General features: G+C 71.2%; 13 protein-coding genes. 6 read left to right on the top strand and 7 right to left on the bottom strand.

All coding sequences use genetic code 11. The features are described 5' to 3' along the window. Positions 1–7: 7 nt before the first annotated feature. Positions 8–1,162, bottom strand: coding sequence for a mechanosensitive ion channel family protein (locus tag CCZ36_RS07120; protein ID WP_128817223.1), 1,155 nt, complete (start codon positions 1,160–1,162; stop codon positions 8–10). A 52-nt stretch (positions 1,163–1,214) separates the two neighbouring features. Between CCZ36_RS07120 and CCZ36_RS07115 the strand changes: the two genes are divergently transcribed. Then, entirely contained in the window at positions 1,215–1,793 is a 579-nt protein-coding gene (locus tag CCZ36_RS07115; RefSeq protein ID WP_069737808.1) for a dienelactone hydrolase family protein, read from the top strand. Positions 1,794–1,887: 94 nt separating this feature from the next. Here the strand turns inward: CCZ36_RS07115 and CCZ36_RS07110 are convergent, their stop codons facing one another. The 3 genes from CCZ36_RS07110 to CCZ36_RS07100 form a co-directional block, all read right to left on the bottom strand. Beyond that, positions 1,888–2,703, bottom strand: a complete 816-nt coding sequence (locus CCZ36_RS07110) for a DsbA family protein (protein WP_069737809.1) — start codon at positions 2,701–2,703, stop codon at positions 1,888–1,890. A gap of 65 nt (positions 2,704–2,768) precedes the next feature. Further along, the gene (locus CCZ36_RS07105) at positions 2,769–3,497 is read right to left on the bottom strand and encodes a hypothetical protein (RefSeq protein ID WP_069737810.1); all 729 of its coding nucleotides are present in this window, start codon (positions 3,495–3,497) and stop codon (positions 2,769–2,771) included. An 85-nt stretch (positions 3,498–3,582) separates the two neighbouring features. After that, positions 3,583–4,908, bottom strand: coding sequence for a DUF2252 domain-containing protein (locus tag CCZ36_RS07100; protein WP_069744657.1), 1,326 nt, complete (start codon positions 4,906–4,908; stop codon positions 3,583–3,585). Between the two features lie 203 nt (positions 4,909–5,111). On the opposite strand from CCZ36_RS07100, the gene dnaE reads away from it, so the two are divergent. After that, positions 5,112–8,651, top strand: a complete 3,540-nt coding sequence (gene dnaE / locus CCZ36_RS07095; protein WP_128817222.1) for a DNA polymerase III subunit alpha — start codon at positions 5,112–5,114, stop codon at positions 8,649–8,651. A 98-nt stretch (positions 8,652–8,749) separates the two neighbouring features. Here the strand turns inward: dnaE and CCZ36_RS07090 are convergent, their stop codons facing one another. After that, the gene (locus CCZ36_RS07090) at positions 8,750–8,929 is read right to left on the bottom strand and encodes a hypothetical protein (RefSeq protein ID WP_069737813.1); all 180 of its coding nucleotides are present in this window, start codon (positions 8,927–8,929) and stop codon (positions 8,750–8,752) included. 291 nt (positions 8,930–9,220) lie between these two features. Between CCZ36_RS07090 and CCZ36_RS07085 the strand changes: the two genes are divergently transcribed. The 4 genes from CCZ36_RS07085 (at position 9,221) to CCZ36_RS07070 (ending at position 13,387) form a co-directional block, all read left to right on the top strand. After that, positions 9,221–10,486, top strand: coding sequence for an NYN domain-containing protein (locus tag CCZ36_RS07085; RefSeq protein WP_176735254.1), 1,266 nt, complete (start codon positions 9,221–9,223; stop codon positions 10,484–10,486). Positions 10,487–10,625: 139 nt separating this feature from the next. After that, complete coding sequence (locus tag CCZ36_RS07080; protein WP_069737835.1) at positions 10,626–11,609, top strand: ABC transporter ATP-binding protein; 984 nt, start codon at positions 10,626–10,628, stop codon at positions 11,607–11,609. A gap of 154 nt (positions 11,610–11,763) precedes the next feature. Next, positions 11,764–12,606: an ABC transporter permease gene (locus CCZ36_RS07075; protein WP_128817221.1), complete on the top strand. Its 843-nt coding sequence runs from the start codon at positions 11,764–11,766 to the stop codon at positions 12,604–12,606. A 52-nt stretch (positions 12,607–12,658) separates the two neighbouring features. Next, on the top strand, positions 12,659–13,387 hold the full coding sequence (locus CCZ36_RS07070) for an ABC transporter permease (protein WP_069737816.1): 729 nt from the start codon (positions 12,659–12,661) through the stop codon (positions 13,385–13,387). 193 nt (positions 13,388–13,580) lie between these two features. On the opposite strand, the gene ybaK is transcribed toward CCZ36_RS07070, so the two are convergent. Together ybaK and CCZ36_RS07060 are read right to left on the bottom strand one after the other, a co-directional pair. Next, complete coding sequence (gene ybaK / locus CCZ36_RS07065) at positions 13,581–14,081, bottom strand: Cys-tRNA(Pro) deacylase (RefSeq protein ID WP_128817220.1); 501 nt, start codon at positions 14,079–14,081, stop codon at positions 13,581–13,583. Positions 14,082–14,100: 19 nt separating this feature from the next. Then, on the bottom strand, positions 14,101–14,865 hold the full coding sequence (locus CCZ36_RS07060) for an LON peptidase substrate-binding domain-containing protein (RefSeq protein WP_128817219.1): 765 nt from the start codon (positions 14,863–14,865) through the stop codon (positions 14,101–14,103).

Genomic DNA, 14,865 nt, shown 5'->3' with positions numbered 1-14,865 from the left:
CCGCCCCTCAGCCGCGGCCCGTGCGCGGGGCCTGGGAGTCGTCCCGGTCCGCGGGCGGGGCGGAGCCGTTGCGGCCCGCCGGGCCCGCCTTCGCTCCTGTCAGCTCCGCCCACTGCTCGCCCGGAGGCAGTGCGGCGGGGGCGGTGGCGATCCGCGGGAGTGCGTACGGATGGTGGTCGCGCAGCCAGCCGATCAGCTGCTCGCGCACCGCGCAGCGCGCCGTCCAGATGTCGTCCGCGTCCTTCGCCGTCATCACCGCCCGCACCTGGATCGTGGACGGCGTCGTGTCCGTGACCGCCAGCGACCAGTCCCGGCCGTCCCAGGCGGCGATGTCGCCGAGGATCTCCCGCAGCTTCTCGCGCATCGCGGCGACCGGAGCGGAGTGGTCGAGGTGGAAGAAGACCGTGCCGGTCATCTGGGCCCCGCCGCGCGACCAGTTCTCGAACGGCTGGCTGGTGAAGTACGAGACCGGCATCGTGATCCGGCGCTCGTCCCAGGTCCGTACTGCCAGGAACGTCAGGGTGATCTCGTCGATCGTGCCCCACTCGCCGTCCACCACGACGGTGTCGCCGATCCGCACCATGTCGCCGAACGCGATCTGGAGCCCGGCGAAGAGATTGCCCAGCGTCGACTGGGCGGCGACGCCCGCGACGATGCCGAGGAGACCGGCCGAGGCCAGCATCGAGGTGCCCACTGCCCGCATCGGGGGGAACGTCAGCAGCATCGCGGCGATCGCGACGACCGTCACGACGGCTATGACGACCCGCTGGATCAGCGTCACCTGTGTCCGGACCCGGCGGACCCGGGCGGGGTCGCGGGTGCCCATGGCGTACCGGGCGTAACTGGCCTCCACGACCGTCGCCGCGATCCGCACCACCAGCCAGGCCGACGCGCCGATCAGCACCAGGGTCAGGATCTGGCCGATGCCGGCCCGGTGCTCCCACACCCAGGCGATCTCCGTCTGGTGGTAGCTGCCGCGCAGCAACGCCGTGATCACCACCACCTGCAACGGAGGACGGCAGCGCCGCAGCAGCCCCCACAACGGGGTCTCGTGGTGACGGCTGTCGGCCCGCCGCAGCAGCAGGTCGACCAGCCAGCCGATCAGCAGCGTGACCACCACGGAACCGCCGATCACGATCAGCGGGCGCAGCACGCTCTCCATTCGCTCGTCCTCCCAGCCATAGGGCGGCCCTCAGAGGGTGCGAAATGGCACCATGGGCCTCATGAACATCATGCTTTTCCACTCGACGTACGGGCTCAGGCCCGCCGTGCACGCCGCGGCCGCGCGCCTCAGGGACGCCGGCCACGAGGTGCGCGTGCCCGATCTGTTCGAGGGGCACACCTTTGACACGGTGGAAGAGGGCATGGCCTACAAGGACGAGGTCGGCAAGGACGAACTGCTCAAGCGTGCCGTGCTGGCCGCCGCGCCCTACTCCGACCAGGGGCTCGTGTACGCCGGCTTCTCCCTCGGCGCGGCGACCGCGCAGACCCTGGCGCTCGGCGACGCGAAGGCCCGGGGGCTGCTGCTGTTCCACGGCACGTCGGACATCGCCGAGAACGCCACGGTGGACGAGCTTCCGGTCCAGCTGCACGTCGCGGACCCGGACCCCTTCGAGTCCCACGACTGGCTGAACAGCTGGTACCTCCAGATGCAGCGCACCGGCGCGGACGTGGAGATCTACCGCTACCCGGGGGCCGGACACCTGTTCACCGACCCCGATCTGCACGACTACGACCAGGCGGCCGCCGACCAGACCTGGAAGGTCGCGCTCGGCTTCCTGGCCACGCTGTAGTCCGCCTTCCGGCCACCCGGGAAGCGCGTGGAACCCGGTGCTCCCGGGCGGCAGGTCCGCCCCGGACCGCCGGGTTCCACGGAGCTGTGAGGCGTTACGCCTTGAGCGCCTTGTCGATGGCCTTGGTGAACTCGTCGGCCGTCATCGGGGCGTTCTCGCTGCCCTCGGCGGTGATCTTCTTGTCGTCCATCTTCAGCGTCGGCGTGCCCTGCACCCCACTGTTGTCGAAGGTCTTGGACATCTTCATCGCCCAGGCGTCGTACGTACCGTCCTCGACGTTCTTCTGGAAGTCCTTGTTGCCCTTCAGCGCGTCCACGGAGTTCGCGACCTCGATGAGGTAGCTGTCCTTGGCGAACTTGTCGTCGCTCTCCTCGGGGTGGAACTCGGCCGAGTACAGCGCGGCCTTGTACTCCAGGAAGGCCTCGGGGCTCACGTCCAGCGCCGCACCGAGCGCGCTCAGGGCGTTCTTGGAGCCCTCGCCGTTGTCGGTGTTGTCGATGAAGGTCGCGCCGATGTACTGGACCTTGTACTTGCCGGCCTCGACGTCCTTCGAGACGGTCTCGCCGACGCCCTGCTCGAACGTGGCGCAGACCGGGCAGCGCGAGTCCTCGTACAGTTCCAGGGTCTTCTTCGCGCTCGGCTTGCCGACGACGACGGTGGTGCCGTCCTTGCCCGAGGTGTTCTTCGGGGCGGTGACGTTCTTCGCGTCGGCGGCCGCCTCCCAGGCGTCCGGCTTGTTCAGCTGCATCACGCCGTAGCTGATGCCGCCGACCACGGCGAGGGCGGCGACGACCGAGACCGCCACGACGACCTGCTTGCGGGTCTTGTCCTTCTTGGCCTGGCGCTCGCGCTCGGCCCGCAGCCGCTCGCGGGCCGCCGCCTTGTTCGCCTGGCTGTTGCGGTTGCTCATGTTCGTTTCTCCGTGCGTACGTGTGTGGGGAGTGGGTCTGCCGTGTACCGCGTGTCGCCGTGCCCTCAGGCAGCGGCGTACGGCGCGGGCGGCGGCCCCCGGCGACCCACACTGTGCACGAGGAAACGGGCGGTCAGCGGCGGGTGCGGACGCCCGGCGGGCCGGGACCGGCGGGCCGCGGCCCGCACCCCCGCGCGCACCACGGCGACCGCCGTCAGCAGCGGCCGGAACGCCAGCAGGGCCGCCGTGTGCACCAGTCCGGCCAGGGCCGCCTCGCCGCGCCGCAGCCAGGCCGCGGCGAGCAGCCCGACGGCCACATGGGCGACGAGCAGCAGCCACGGCACCGCGGGGCCGGGCTGGGCGAGGAGCGCAGCCGCGCGGTCACCGGCACCGGCCACATCGGCCAGCGGGGTGCCCACCGCGCCGACGCCCGCCATCCGGGCCCCGCCCGTGCCGACCTCGCCGCCGCCGCACAGGACGTCGAAACCCACCGCGCGCAGCGGGCCCGCGACCGGGCCGCCGGCCGCCCCGTAACAGAGATGCTGGCCCGTGGTGAACAGCGTGTCGGCGGCCAGCTCCAGCGGGACCAGCAGCCCCGCGATCGCCCCGAAGCCGCGCTCCCGCCCGGCCAGCGCATACGCCACGGCGAAGACCGCGACGGCGGGCAGGGCGACCGCGGTCAGTGGCAGCGGCACTCCGGAGAGCAGCACGTGGGACGCCGTGGACAGGGTGACGACGAGCGCGGTGAAGACCGCCGCGCGCGCGACCCTGAGCTGCGTCCCTGAGATGTCCATCGCCGGAAAGTGTGTCATGCGTGGAGGTAAGCGGACCTTAAAAGAGGCTGAGAGTCCCGCCCGGCAGGCAGTTCGAGGCCCCGCCCTACAGGCCCGGGATCCTTCCGTTGCGGAAGAGGTCCACGAAGATCTGGTGGTCCGCGCGCGCCCGCGCCCCGTAGCTGTGGGCGAAGTCGACCAGCAGCGGCGCGAAGCCCTCCTCGTCGGCCGCGATGGCCGCGTCGATCGCCCGCTCCGTGGAGAACGGCACCAGCGAGTGGCCGCTCTCGTCGTCCGCCGCCCCGTGCATCGTGGCCGTCGCCCGGCCCAGGTCCGCGACGACCGCCGCGATCTCGTCCGCCTCGTCGATGTCGGACCAGTCCAGGTCGACCGCGTACGGCGAGACCTCGGCGACCAGCTGGCCCGCCCCGTCCAGCTCGGTCCAGCCCAGCCACGGGTCCGCGTGGGCCTGGAGCGCCCGCTGCGAGATCACCGTGCGGTGACCCTCGTGCTGGAAGTACTCCCGCACGGCGGCGTCCGTGATGTGCCGGGAGACCGCCGGGGTCTGCGCCTGCTTGAGGTAGATCACCACATCGTTCTCCAGGGCGTCGCTGTTGCCCTCCAGAAGGATGTTGTACGAAGGCAGTCCGGCCGATCCGATGCCGATGCCCCGGCGGCCCACCACGTCCTTGACCCGGTAGGAGTCGGGGCGGGTGAGGCTCGACTCCGGCAGCGTCTCCAGATAGCCGTCGAACGCGGCGAGCACCTTGTAGCGCGTCGCGGCGTCCAGGTCGATCGCCCCGCCGCCGTCCGCGAACCGGCGCTCGAAGTCCCGGATCACCGTCATCGAGTCCAGCAGCGAGAACCGGGTGCGCGAGCGGGCGGCGCGCAGCGCGCCCAGCAGCGGGCCGTCCGCGGTGTCCAGCGTGAACGGCGGCACCTCGTCGTTCTTCGCGCCCGTCGCCAGGGCACGGATCCGCTCGCGGTAGGACGCGGCGAAGATCCGGACCAGCTCGGTGATCTGCTCGTCGGCCAGCGCCTTCGCGTAACCGATCAGCGCCACGGAGGCGGCGAACCGCTTCAGGTCCCAGGTGAAGGGGCCCACGTACGCCTCGTCGAAGTCGTTGACGTTGAAGACGAGGCGGCCGTTGGCGTCCATGTAGGTGCCGAAGTTCTCCGCGTGCAGATCGCCGTGGATCCACACCCGGCCGGTGCGCTCGTCCACGAACGGGCCGCCGTGCCGTTCCCGCTCCAGATCGCTGTAGAACAGGCAGGCCGTGCCCCGGTAGAAGGCGAAGGCCGAGCCCGCCATCTTGCGGAACTTGACCCGGAACGCGGCCGGATCGGCGGCCAGCAACTCCCCGAAGGCGGTGTCGAAAACGGCGAGAATCTGCTCCCCGCGCCGCGCTGCGCCGGTCTGCGTTTCCGACATTTCTTACTGCCTCCTGCGGTAGCCGGTGTATGGCGTCGAGCCCTGGAACCGTGTGACCGAGTGCATGACAAAACGGACACGTGTTCCGCTCTCTCCAACGCTCGGCGGAAGCCGGGAGTGCCCGTCGTCCGACTCCGTCACGTCGTAGACTTCCACGCTGTCCCCCCGTCCGTCATCGCCCGACTTCCCGGAGGCCCGACGCCGTGACCAAGCCGCCCTTCACGCACCTGCACGTTCATACCCAGTACTCGCTGCTGGACGGTGCGGCGCGGCTCAAGGACATGTTCGAGGCGGCCAACGAGATGGGCATGACGCACATCGCGATGACCGACCACGGCAACCTCCACGGGGCCTACGACTTCTTCCACTCGGCGAAGAAGGCGGACGTCACGCCGATCATCGGCATCGAGGCGTACGTCGCCCCCGAGTCGCGCAAGCACAAGCGCAAGGTGCAGTGGGGACAGCCGCACCAGAAGCGCGACGACGTGTCCGGTTCCGGTGGTTACACCCACAAGACGATCTGGGCGGCGAACAAGACCGGGCTGCACAACCTCTTCCGGCTCTCCTCCGACGCGTACGCCGAGGGCTGGCTCCAGAAGTGGCCCCGGATGGACAAGGAGACCATCTCCCAGTGGTCCGAGGGGCTCATCGCCTCCACCGGCTGCCCCTCGGGCGAGGTGCAGACCCGGCTACGGCTCGGCCAGTTCGACGAGGCGGTGCAGGCGGCCTCCGACTACAAGGACATCTTCGGCGAGGGCAGGTACTTCCTGGAGCTGATGGACCACGGCATCGAGATCGAGCGCCGGGTCCGCGACGGGCTGCTGGAGATCGGCAAGAAGCTGAACATCCCGCCGCTCGTCACCAACGACTCCCACTACACGTACGCGCACGAGGCCACCGCCCACGACGCCCTGCTCTGCATCCAGACCGGCAAGAACCTCTCCGACCCCGACCGCTTCCGCTTCGACGGCACCGGCTACTACCTGAAGACCACGGACGAGATGTACGCCATCGACTCCTCCGAGGCCTGGCAGGAGGGGTGCGCCAACACCCTCCTGGTCGCCCAGCAGATCGACACCACCGGCATGTTCGAGGCGAAGAACCTCATGCCGAAGTTCGAGATCCCCGAGGGCTTCACGGAGATCACCTGGTTCCAGGAGGAGGTCCGGGTCGGCATGGCCCGCCGCTTCCCGAACGGGGTCCCCGAAGACCGGCAGAAGCAGGTCGAGTACGAGATGGACATCATCATCCAGATGGGGTTCCCGGGGTACTTCCTGGTCGTCGCCGACTTCATCATGTGGGCCAAGAACAACGGCATCGCGGTCGGCCCCGGCCGTGGCTCGGCGGCCGGCTCGATCGTGGCGTACGCCATGGGCATCACTGACCTCGACCCGATCGAGCACGGGCTGATCTTCGAGCGGTTCCTCAACCCCGAGCGCGTCTCCATGCCCGATGTCGACATCGACTTCGACGAGCGCAGGCGCGTCGAGGTGATCCGGTACGTCACCGAGAAGTACGGCGCCGACAAGGTCGCCATGATCGGCACGTACGGCAAGATCAAGGCGAAGAACGCCATCAAGGACTCCGCCCGCGTCCTGGGCTACCCGTACGCGATGGGCGACCGGCTCACCAAGGCCATGCCCGCCGACGTCCTCGGCAAGGGCATCGACCTCAACGGCATCACCGACCCCAAGCACCCGCGCTACAGCGAGGCGGGCGAGATCCGGGGGATGTACGAGAGCGAGCCGGACGTCAAGAAGGTCATCGACACCGCCAAGGGAGTCGAGGGCCTGGTGAGGCAGATGGGCGTGCACGCCGCCGGCGTCATCATGTCCAGCGAGCCGATCGTCGACCACGCACCCGTCTGGGTCCGGCACACCGACGGCGTCACCATCACGCAGTGGGACTACCCGCAGTGCGAGTCGCTCGGCCTGCTGAAGATGGACTTCCTCGGCCTGCGCAACCTGACGATCATGGACGACGCCATCAAGATGGTGAAGTCCAACAAGGGCATCGACCTGGAGATGCTCTCCCTGCCGCTGGACGACCCCAAGACGTACGAACTGCTCTGCCGCGGTGACACGCTCGGCGTCTTCCAGTTCGACGGCGGGCCCATGCGCTCCCTGCTCCGCCAGATGCAGCCCGACAACTTCGAGGACATCTCCGCCGTCTCGGCCCTCTACCGGCCGGGCCCGATGGGCATGAACTCGCACACGAACTACGCGGAGCGCAAGAACGGCCGCCAGGAGATCACCCCGATCCACCCGGAGCTGGAGGAGCCCCTCAAGGAGGTCCTCGGCCTCACCTACGGCCTGATCGTCTACCAGGAGCAGGTCCAGAAGGCCGCCCAGATCGTCGCCGGGTACTCGCTGGGCGAGGCCGACATCCTGCGCCGCGTGATGGGCAAGAAGAAGCCCGAGGAGCTGGCGAAGAACTTCGTCCTCTTCGAGAAGGGCGCCAAGGAGAAGGGCTTCTCCGACGAGGCGATCAAGGCGCTGTGGGACGTCCTGGTGCCGTTCGCCGGGTACGCGTTCAACAAGGCGCACTCCTCGGCGTACGGCCTGGTCACCTACTGGACCGCCTACCTCAAGGCGAACTACCCCGCGGAGTACATGGCCGCCCTGCTGACCTCGGTCAAGGACGACAAGGACAAGTCCGCGGTCTACCTCAACGAGTGCCGCCGCATGGGCATCAAGGTGCTCCCGCCCAACGTCAACGAATCGCTCTCCAACTTCGCCGCCCAGGGCGACGACGTGATCCTCTTCGGCCTGACCGCCGTCCGCAACGTCGGCCAGAACGTCGTGGACTCGATCATCCGCTGCCGCAAGGCCAAGGGGAAGTACAGCTCCTTCCCCGACTTCCTGGACAAGGTCGAGGCGATCGTCTGCAACAAGCGGACCGTCGAGTCGCTGATCAAGGCCGGCGCCTTCGACGAGATGGGCCACACCCGCAAGGGGCTGGTCGCCCACCACGAGCAGATGATCGACAACGTGGTGCAGGTCAAGCGCAAGGAGGCCGAGGGCCAGTTCGACCTCTTCGGGGGGATGGGCGAGGAGACGAGCGACGAGCCGGGGTTCGGGCTCGACGTGGAGTTCTCCGACGTCGAGTGGGAGAAGTCCTACCTGCTCGCCCAGGAGCGGGAGATGCTCGGCCTGTACGTCTCCGACCACCCGCTCTTCGGCCTGGAGCACGTGCTGTCCGACAAGGCCGACGCCTCGATCTCCCAGCTCACCGGCGGCGACTACAGCGACGGCTCCGTCGTCACCGTCGGCGGCATCATCTCCGGCCTCCAGCGCAAGATGACCAAGCAGGGCAACGCCTGGGCCATCGCCACCGTGGAGGACCTGGCGGGCTCCATCGAGTGCATGTTCTTCCCCGCCACCTACCAGCTGGTCTCCACGCAGCTCGTCGAGGACACCGTCGTCTTCGTCAAGGGGCGCCTCGACAAGCGGGAGGACGTGCCCCGGCTGGTCGCCATGGAGATGCAGGTCCCCGACATCTCCAACGCCGGGACCAACGCGCCCGTCGTCCTCACCATCCCCACCGTGAAGATCACTCCGCCCATGGTCACCCGGCTCGGCGAGGTCCTCAGCCACCACCGGGGCGACACCGAGGTACGCATCAAGCTCCAGGGCCCCCGCAAGACCACCGTCCTGCGCCTGGACCGGCACCGCGTCAAGGCCGACTCGGCGCTCTTCGGGGACCTGAAGGTGCTGCTCGGCCCGTCCTGCCTGGCCGGCTGAGCCCGCCGAGCACGACACGACGAGAGGGGCGCCCCGCCGGTGCGGGACGCCCCTCTCGCTGTCTTCAACGCCTGTCACTACCGCAAGCGGCCGACGGGTCAGTTGTGGCCGAAGCGTCGCTGATGCTTGCGCGCCGCGTCGGCCGGGCTGCCCTGGGCCTGCGTCTCCGGCTGGTTCCGGGACTCGAACGCCGTCGACTTGGCCTGCTCCGCGCTACGCTCCGACGCGGACGCGCGGTCGTGCTGGCTGCCCTGCTTGCGGTTCTTGTTCTTGGCCATGGTGAATGCCTCCTGTGGGGAATCCTGGGGGGCCAGGACCGCTGTCAGACTCACATAGCCCCGCAAACACCGCATGTTGGATCATTACCGTGCGTAGCGGTTTCCGCGGCGGCCCCGTTCCCGCGCACCTTCTCCCTTCCTTTTCCGCTCCCTCTCCGGATCCGCCACGCCGATGATCCAGTTCCGGCCGTTAACCCCTGCGCGGTCGGGCAGACTCGAAGGAAACCCTGGGTAAGCGGACCCGGTCATCGAGGAACGGGCCGCTGAACCGTTCCCGAGTTCTGGAAGAGGGTGGAACGCGTGGACCGTTGCGTCGTCCTGGTGGACGCCGGCTACTTGCTGGGCGCAGCCGCGAGTCTGCTGGCCGGAGAGCCCGCCCGTTCCCGCATCACCGTCGACCACGCCGCCCTCATCCAGGGACTGCGCGAGCGGGCCGAGGCCGACACCCAGCAACCCCTCCTGCGCATCTACTGGTTCGACGGCGCCCCCGACCGGGTGCCCCAGCCCGAACACCGCCGGCTCCGCGTGATGCCCCGGGTGACCGTACGCCTCGGCGCCCTGACCCGCAGCGACGGACGCTGGGCCCAGAAGGGCGTCGACGCCGCCATGCACGCCGAACTCACCGAGCTGGCCAGAAACCGGGCCTGCTCCGACGTGGTGCTGGTGACCGGCGACGGCGACCTGCTTCCCGGCCTCATGTCCGCCAAGGAACACGGGGTCGCCGTCCACCTCTGGGCGGTACAGGCCGCCGACGGCGACTACAACCAGTCCGAGGACCTCGTCGCCGAGGCCGACGAACGGCGCGTCCTCGACCGGGCCTGGATCACCAAGGCCGTACGCGCCAAGGACCTCGGCGGCGCCTGCGCCCCGCAGCCCGCCACCCGCCCCGAGATCGCCGCGATCCTCTCCGCGCCGCTGCCCGAGGCCGCTCTCGCCGCCTCCGCCGAACGCGCCTCCGAGGCGGCCCAGGCCGCCGCCGCCCGGCCGAGCTCACCGGAGCCTGCCGAGAGCGCGCCCGCCGCCACCGGCACGCCCGCCGCCACCGGCCACAAAGGCGTGCCGACCCCCAAGGACCTGGCCGCGCTGCGCGCCCACGCCACCCACCCGGACCGCCAGCAGCCGGCCCAGCCCGCCGGCGCCACACTGCGCTGGTCCTCCGACAAGGGGTGGGTGGAGCGCGGCGGCGCGCTCGGCGAGCCGGCCGAGACCGCGTCCCTGCCGACCCTCGCCCAGGTCACCAGCGCCGAACAGCGCTGGGCCGACCGGGAGGAGGACATCACCACCGTCGGCGGCGACCCCTTCGAAGTCGGCCAGGTCTTCGCCCGCCGCTGGATGGAGCGCCTCCCGGAAAGCGTCCACCTGCAGAAACTCTCCACCATGTACCCGCGCATCCCGCACCGGATCGACGGCGAACTCCTGCGGTACGCGGCCCGCTTCGGACTCCTCGCCCACAAGGACGACCAGATCGACGAGCACGACCGCTACGCGATCCGGGCCGGCTTCTGGCGGGAGATCGACGTCCGGGCCGCCGCCGAGCACGTACCGGCGGGGGAGTAGGCGGGGAGCGGACGGGGGAGCCGCCGTCCGCCCGGGCGGCGACGCGGGGTGGCCCCGGGCGCGAACCGGGGCATGTGACCCCGTACCCTCATACCTCGTGAGTACGGGCACAGCACAGGCGCAGCGGGACACCGGCACCGTGTGCGCGGTGCGCGATCTGGTCAAGACCTACCCCGCGACCCGGGGCCGCCGGGGCGCACCCGCGACACCCGAGGTCCGCGCCACGGACGGCATCAGCCTGGACGTCGAGCGCGGCGAGATCTTCGGACTGCTCGGCCCCAACGGCGCCGGCAAGTCGACCCTGGTCCGTCAGCTCACCGGGCTGATGCGGCCCGACTCCGGCAGCGTCGAGGTGCTGGGCCACGACCTCGTACGCCACCCCGAGCGGGCCTCCCGGCTGGTCGGCTACCTCGGGCAGGAGTCCACCGCCCTCGACGAACTGACCGTCTCGCTCGCCGCCGAGACCACCGGTCGGCTGCGCGGCCTCCCCGTGCGGGAGGCCCGCGCCGAGCGCGACGCCGTCCTGGAGGAGCTGGGCCTGACATCGATCGCCGGACGGCCCCTGAAGAAGCTCTCCGGCGGTCAGCGCCGGCTCGCCTGCTTCGCCGCCGCCCTCGTCGGCGACCGGCCCGTCCTGGTCCTCGACGAACCGACCACCGGCATGGACCCGGTCGCCCGCCGCGCCGTCTGGGCGGCCGTCGACCGCCGCCGGGCGGAGCGCGGGGCCACGGTCCTGCTGGTCACCCACAACGTCATCGAGGCCGAGACCGTCCTCGACCGGGTCGCCGTCCTCGAACGCGGCCGGGTCATCGCCTGCGACACCCCCGCCGGACTCAAGGAACGGGTCGCCGGGGAGGTCCGCGTCGAGCTGGTCTGGCGCGAACGGGCCCCCCTGGACGTCCCCGAGGTGGCGGCGCTGCGGGCGTCCGCCCAGGAGTCCGGACGGCGCTGGATGCTGCGGCTCGGACCGGACGAGGCACGGGCCGCGGTCGCCGCGGTGACCGGCGGCGCGGCCTTCGCCGCGCTCGACGACTTCACCCTGGCCACCCCCAGCCTGGAAGATGTCTACCTCGCGCTCGGGGGAGACGCCGGCGACGCGACCGAGGGGCTGGTGAAGGCGTGAGAGGCGTGAGAGGCATGCGTGTCGTCGCGGAGAACGTGAGCGCGCCGGGCGCGCGGAACGTACTCGACGGGTGGGACGCGTCCCCCGGACCGAACGTGCTGGATGTGCTGGACGTGTGTGACGTGGTGGATGTGTCTAAGGGGAGCGGCCTCAGGTGACGAGCATCATTCCGGCCAGGACCGCGACGACGCGTACCCGGCCCGCACCCGGCTCCTCGGGCCCCGACCCCGTCTGTACCGTCACGGCGCCCCTCGCCCCGCGCGCCCGGCTGCTGCCCTCGCTGGCCGCCGTCTACCGCGCCCAGCTCTCCCGGGCGCGCGTCGCCCGGATTCCGCTGCTCTTCGTGGCGACCTTCCAGTCCGTCGGGATCATGATCCTGATGCGGGGTGTCGTGGACGGCGGCTCGGAGGCGCGCGCGGTGGTCGCCGGGTCCAGCGTCCTGGTCGTCGCGTTCGTCGCGCTCAACCTGCTCGCCCAGTACTTCGGGCAGCTGCGGGCGAGCGGCGGACTCGACCACTACGCCACGCTGCCCGTGCCGCCCGCCGCGGTGGTGCTCGGGGCGGCCGCCGCGTACGCCTCGTTCACCGTGCCCGGCGCGGTCTTCACCGCGATCACCGGAAGCGTGCTGTTCCAGCTGCCGATGACGCACCTGTGGGTCCTGGTCGCCGTCGTCCCGCTCTCCGGTGCCGCCCTGGCCGGGCTCGGCGCGGCCCTCGGGCTGCTCGCCCCGCGCCCGGAGCTGGCGACGCTGCTGGGGCAGCTGGGCATGTCCGCCGCCCTGCTCCTCGGGGTGCTGCCGGCCGAGCGGCTGCCGGAGCCGGTGGGGTGGGCGCGCGACCTGCTGCCCTCGACGTACGGGGTCGAGGCGCTGGCCCGCTCCTTCGACGCCCGCCCCGACTGGGGGATCATCGCCTTCTTCCTCGCGATCTGCGCGGCGGTGGGGGTGCTCTCGCTGGCCTTGGCGACGTGGGCGTACCGGCGGGCGGCCGTACGGTAGCTCCCCGGGGCCGGCGGGCACGGGTGCGGTATCCGGTGAGGCGCCGCACAGGGTGGCCTGGCACGATGGCACGGTGACCGCACCTCTGACGCCGCCTCACCAGCCCGGCCCCCACGACCCGTGGCAGGCCCCGCCCTCGGGTTCCCGCCTCGCGCCCCACGCGGGTGCCCCGGACGACCCGGATACGGCCACGGAGCTCCGTCAGGCCGCTGTCGTCACCGTCCTGGTCGCGGTCTCGGGCATCGCGCTCGGGCTGCTGTGGATGTGGCTCGCGCCGCGCGTTCCGCTGGTCTCCGACGACACGGCGGTCTTCCTCAAGAACAGCGAGGGCGAGGAGGCGATCGGGGCGGAGGGCACGTTCGTCCTGCTGGCCATCGGCTTCGGCGTGCTCTCGGCGGCCCTCGTCTTCTGGCGGCTGCGCCGCGGGGGCGTTCTCGTGGTCGTCGGTCTGGCGCTGGGCGCGCTGCTCGCCTCGCTGATCGCGTGGCGGGTCGGTGTCTGGCTGGGGCCGTCGTCCGACGTGGTGGGGCGGGCCCGGGAGGCGGGGCAGGGCGTGACGTTCGACGCCCCGCTGGAGTTGCACACGGTGTGGGTGGCGGTGTTGGCGTGGCCGTTCGCGGCGATGGGCGTTCATCTGCTGCTGACGGCGGCGTTCGGGCCGCGGGATGTGGAGCCGGATTGGTCGGGGTATTCGGGGTACTACGACGGGCCGGTGCAGGGGCCCCTGGCGGGGCCGGGGGCGCCGTCGTCGCCGCCCGCAGGCGGTGCCGGGCCGGGCTAGACGCCCCCGGCGGGCTTGTCCCCTACCCGGCCCTTCCCGAAACCGGGGCTCCGCCCCGGACCGCGGTGTCCTCAAGCGCCGGACGGGCTGGGATCTCAAGGCTCTGCCGCGGACCCCGCTCCTCAAGCGCCGGACGGGCTGCCATTTCCCGGCACGGCCGTAGACCCGCTCCTCAACCGCCGGAGGGGCTGGACTACGGGCGCGCGATCTCCGCGATCGTCGCCCCCGTCAGCTCCGCCAGGTCCGTCGCCGACAGCTCCACCTCCAGGCCGCGACGCCCCGCCGAGACGCAGATCGTGGCGTGCGTCCGCGCCGACGCGTCCAGCACCGTGCGCAGGCGTTTGCGCTGGCCGAGCGGGGAGATGCCGCCCCGGACGTAGCCCGTCGTGCGTTCCGCCGCCGCAGGGTCCGCCATCGTGGCGCGTTTGCCGCCCACCGCGGATGCCAGGGCCTTGAGGTCCAGGGAGCCGGCCACCGGGACCACCGCGACCGTCAGGGTGCCGTCCACGTCCGCGACCAGGGTCTTGAAGACCCGGTCGGGAGAGACGCCCAGAGCCTCGGCGGCCTCCTCGCCGTAGGACGGGGACGCCGGGTCGTGGTCGTAGGCGTGGACCGTGAACGCGGCGCCCGCCGCGGTCAGGGCGACCGTGGCGGGGGTGCCGCCCGGCTGGTTCTTCTTGGGTTTCTTCGCCAACGGGGGCCGGTCCTCGTCGTCAGTTGGGGTGGGTGGGGGCGCGCGTCAGGTCCGCAGCGGGCAGCGAGGGCAGATGCCTGATGACCGCCGTCTCCTTGCGCAGCAGCGTCAGTTCCTCGCGCAGCCGGGTCGCGGTGTCCGGGGCCTGGAGCAGGCGCTGTCTGGTGGGGACGTCCAGGACCGTGGCCGCCGCGACCAGGTAGGAGATCACGGACGGGTCGTCGGGGAGCTCCGCGCCGGTCGCCAGCGAGCGTTCACTCGCCCCGGCCAGCCTCTTCTGGTAGGAGCGGAAGGCCCGCAGCACGCCCTCCGCCAGAGCTCCGGCCTCGTCGGCCTCGTCCCCTACGGGCGGTTCCTCGGCCAGGTCCTCGACCTCGGCGGTCAGATAGGGGCCGTCCGCCTCGACGGACAGCAGCCTGACCCGGGTGGTGCCGGTGGCCAGGACCTCGAAGCTGCCGTCGGCGCGCTCGCGGATCGTCGCCGCGTCGGCGACGCAGCCGACCCGGTGGAAGGTCTGGATCGGATCGGGGCCGAAGCCGTCCGCCGGGGCGCGCTCGGTGGGCGGGGCCGCCGCGACCGTGTCCGGCATGCCGGTGGCCGTCGGGGCGATCTCGCGGCCGTCGCGGATCGCGACCACGACGAAGCGGCGAGGTTCGTCCTCGTCGCTCTTCAGCAGCTCCCGCATCATGGCGCGGTAGCGCTCCTCGAAGACGTTGAGCGGCAGCACGAGGCCGGGGAACAGCACCGTGTTGACCGGGAAAAGGGGGAGACGGGCGGTGGTCAC

Origin of the sequence: Streptomyces sp. S063, from assembly GCF_002832675.1 — a bacterium.
GTDB lineage: Bacteria > Actinomycetota > Actinomycetes > Streptomycetales > Streptomycetaceae > Streptomyces > Streptomyces sindenensis.
Note: the sequence above shows the minus strand (reverse complement) of the source record. Positions and strands in the feature narration are given on the sequence as shown.

Excerpts from the sequence above, each read along its gene's own strand:
- CCZ36_RS07120 (WP_128817223.1), bottom strand. The coding sequence starts at position 1,162 with ATGGAGAGCGTGCTGCGCCCGCTGATCGTGATCGGCGGTTCCGTGGTG.
- CCZ36_RS07115 (WP_069737808.1), top strand. The coding sequence starts at position 1,215 with ATGGGCCTCATGAACATCATGCTTTTCCACTCGACGTACGGGCTCAGG.
- CCZ36_RS07110 (WP_069737809.1), bottom strand. The coding sequence starts at position 2,703 with ATGAGCAACCGCAACAGCCAGGCGAACAAGGCGGCGGCCCGCGAGCGG.
- CCZ36_RS07105 (WP_069737810.1), bottom strand. The coding sequence starts at position 3,497 with ATGGACATCTCAGGGACGCAGCTCAGGGTCGCGCGCGCGGCGGTCTTC.
- CCZ36_RS07100 (WP_069744657.1), bottom strand. The coding sequence starts at position 4,908 with ATGTCGGAAACGCAGACCGGCGCAGCGCGGCGCGGGGAGCAGATTCTC.
- CCZ36_RS07090 (WP_069737813.1), bottom strand. The coding sequence starts at position 8,929 with ATGGCCAAGAACAAGAACCGCAAGCAGGGCAGCCAGCACGACCGCGCG.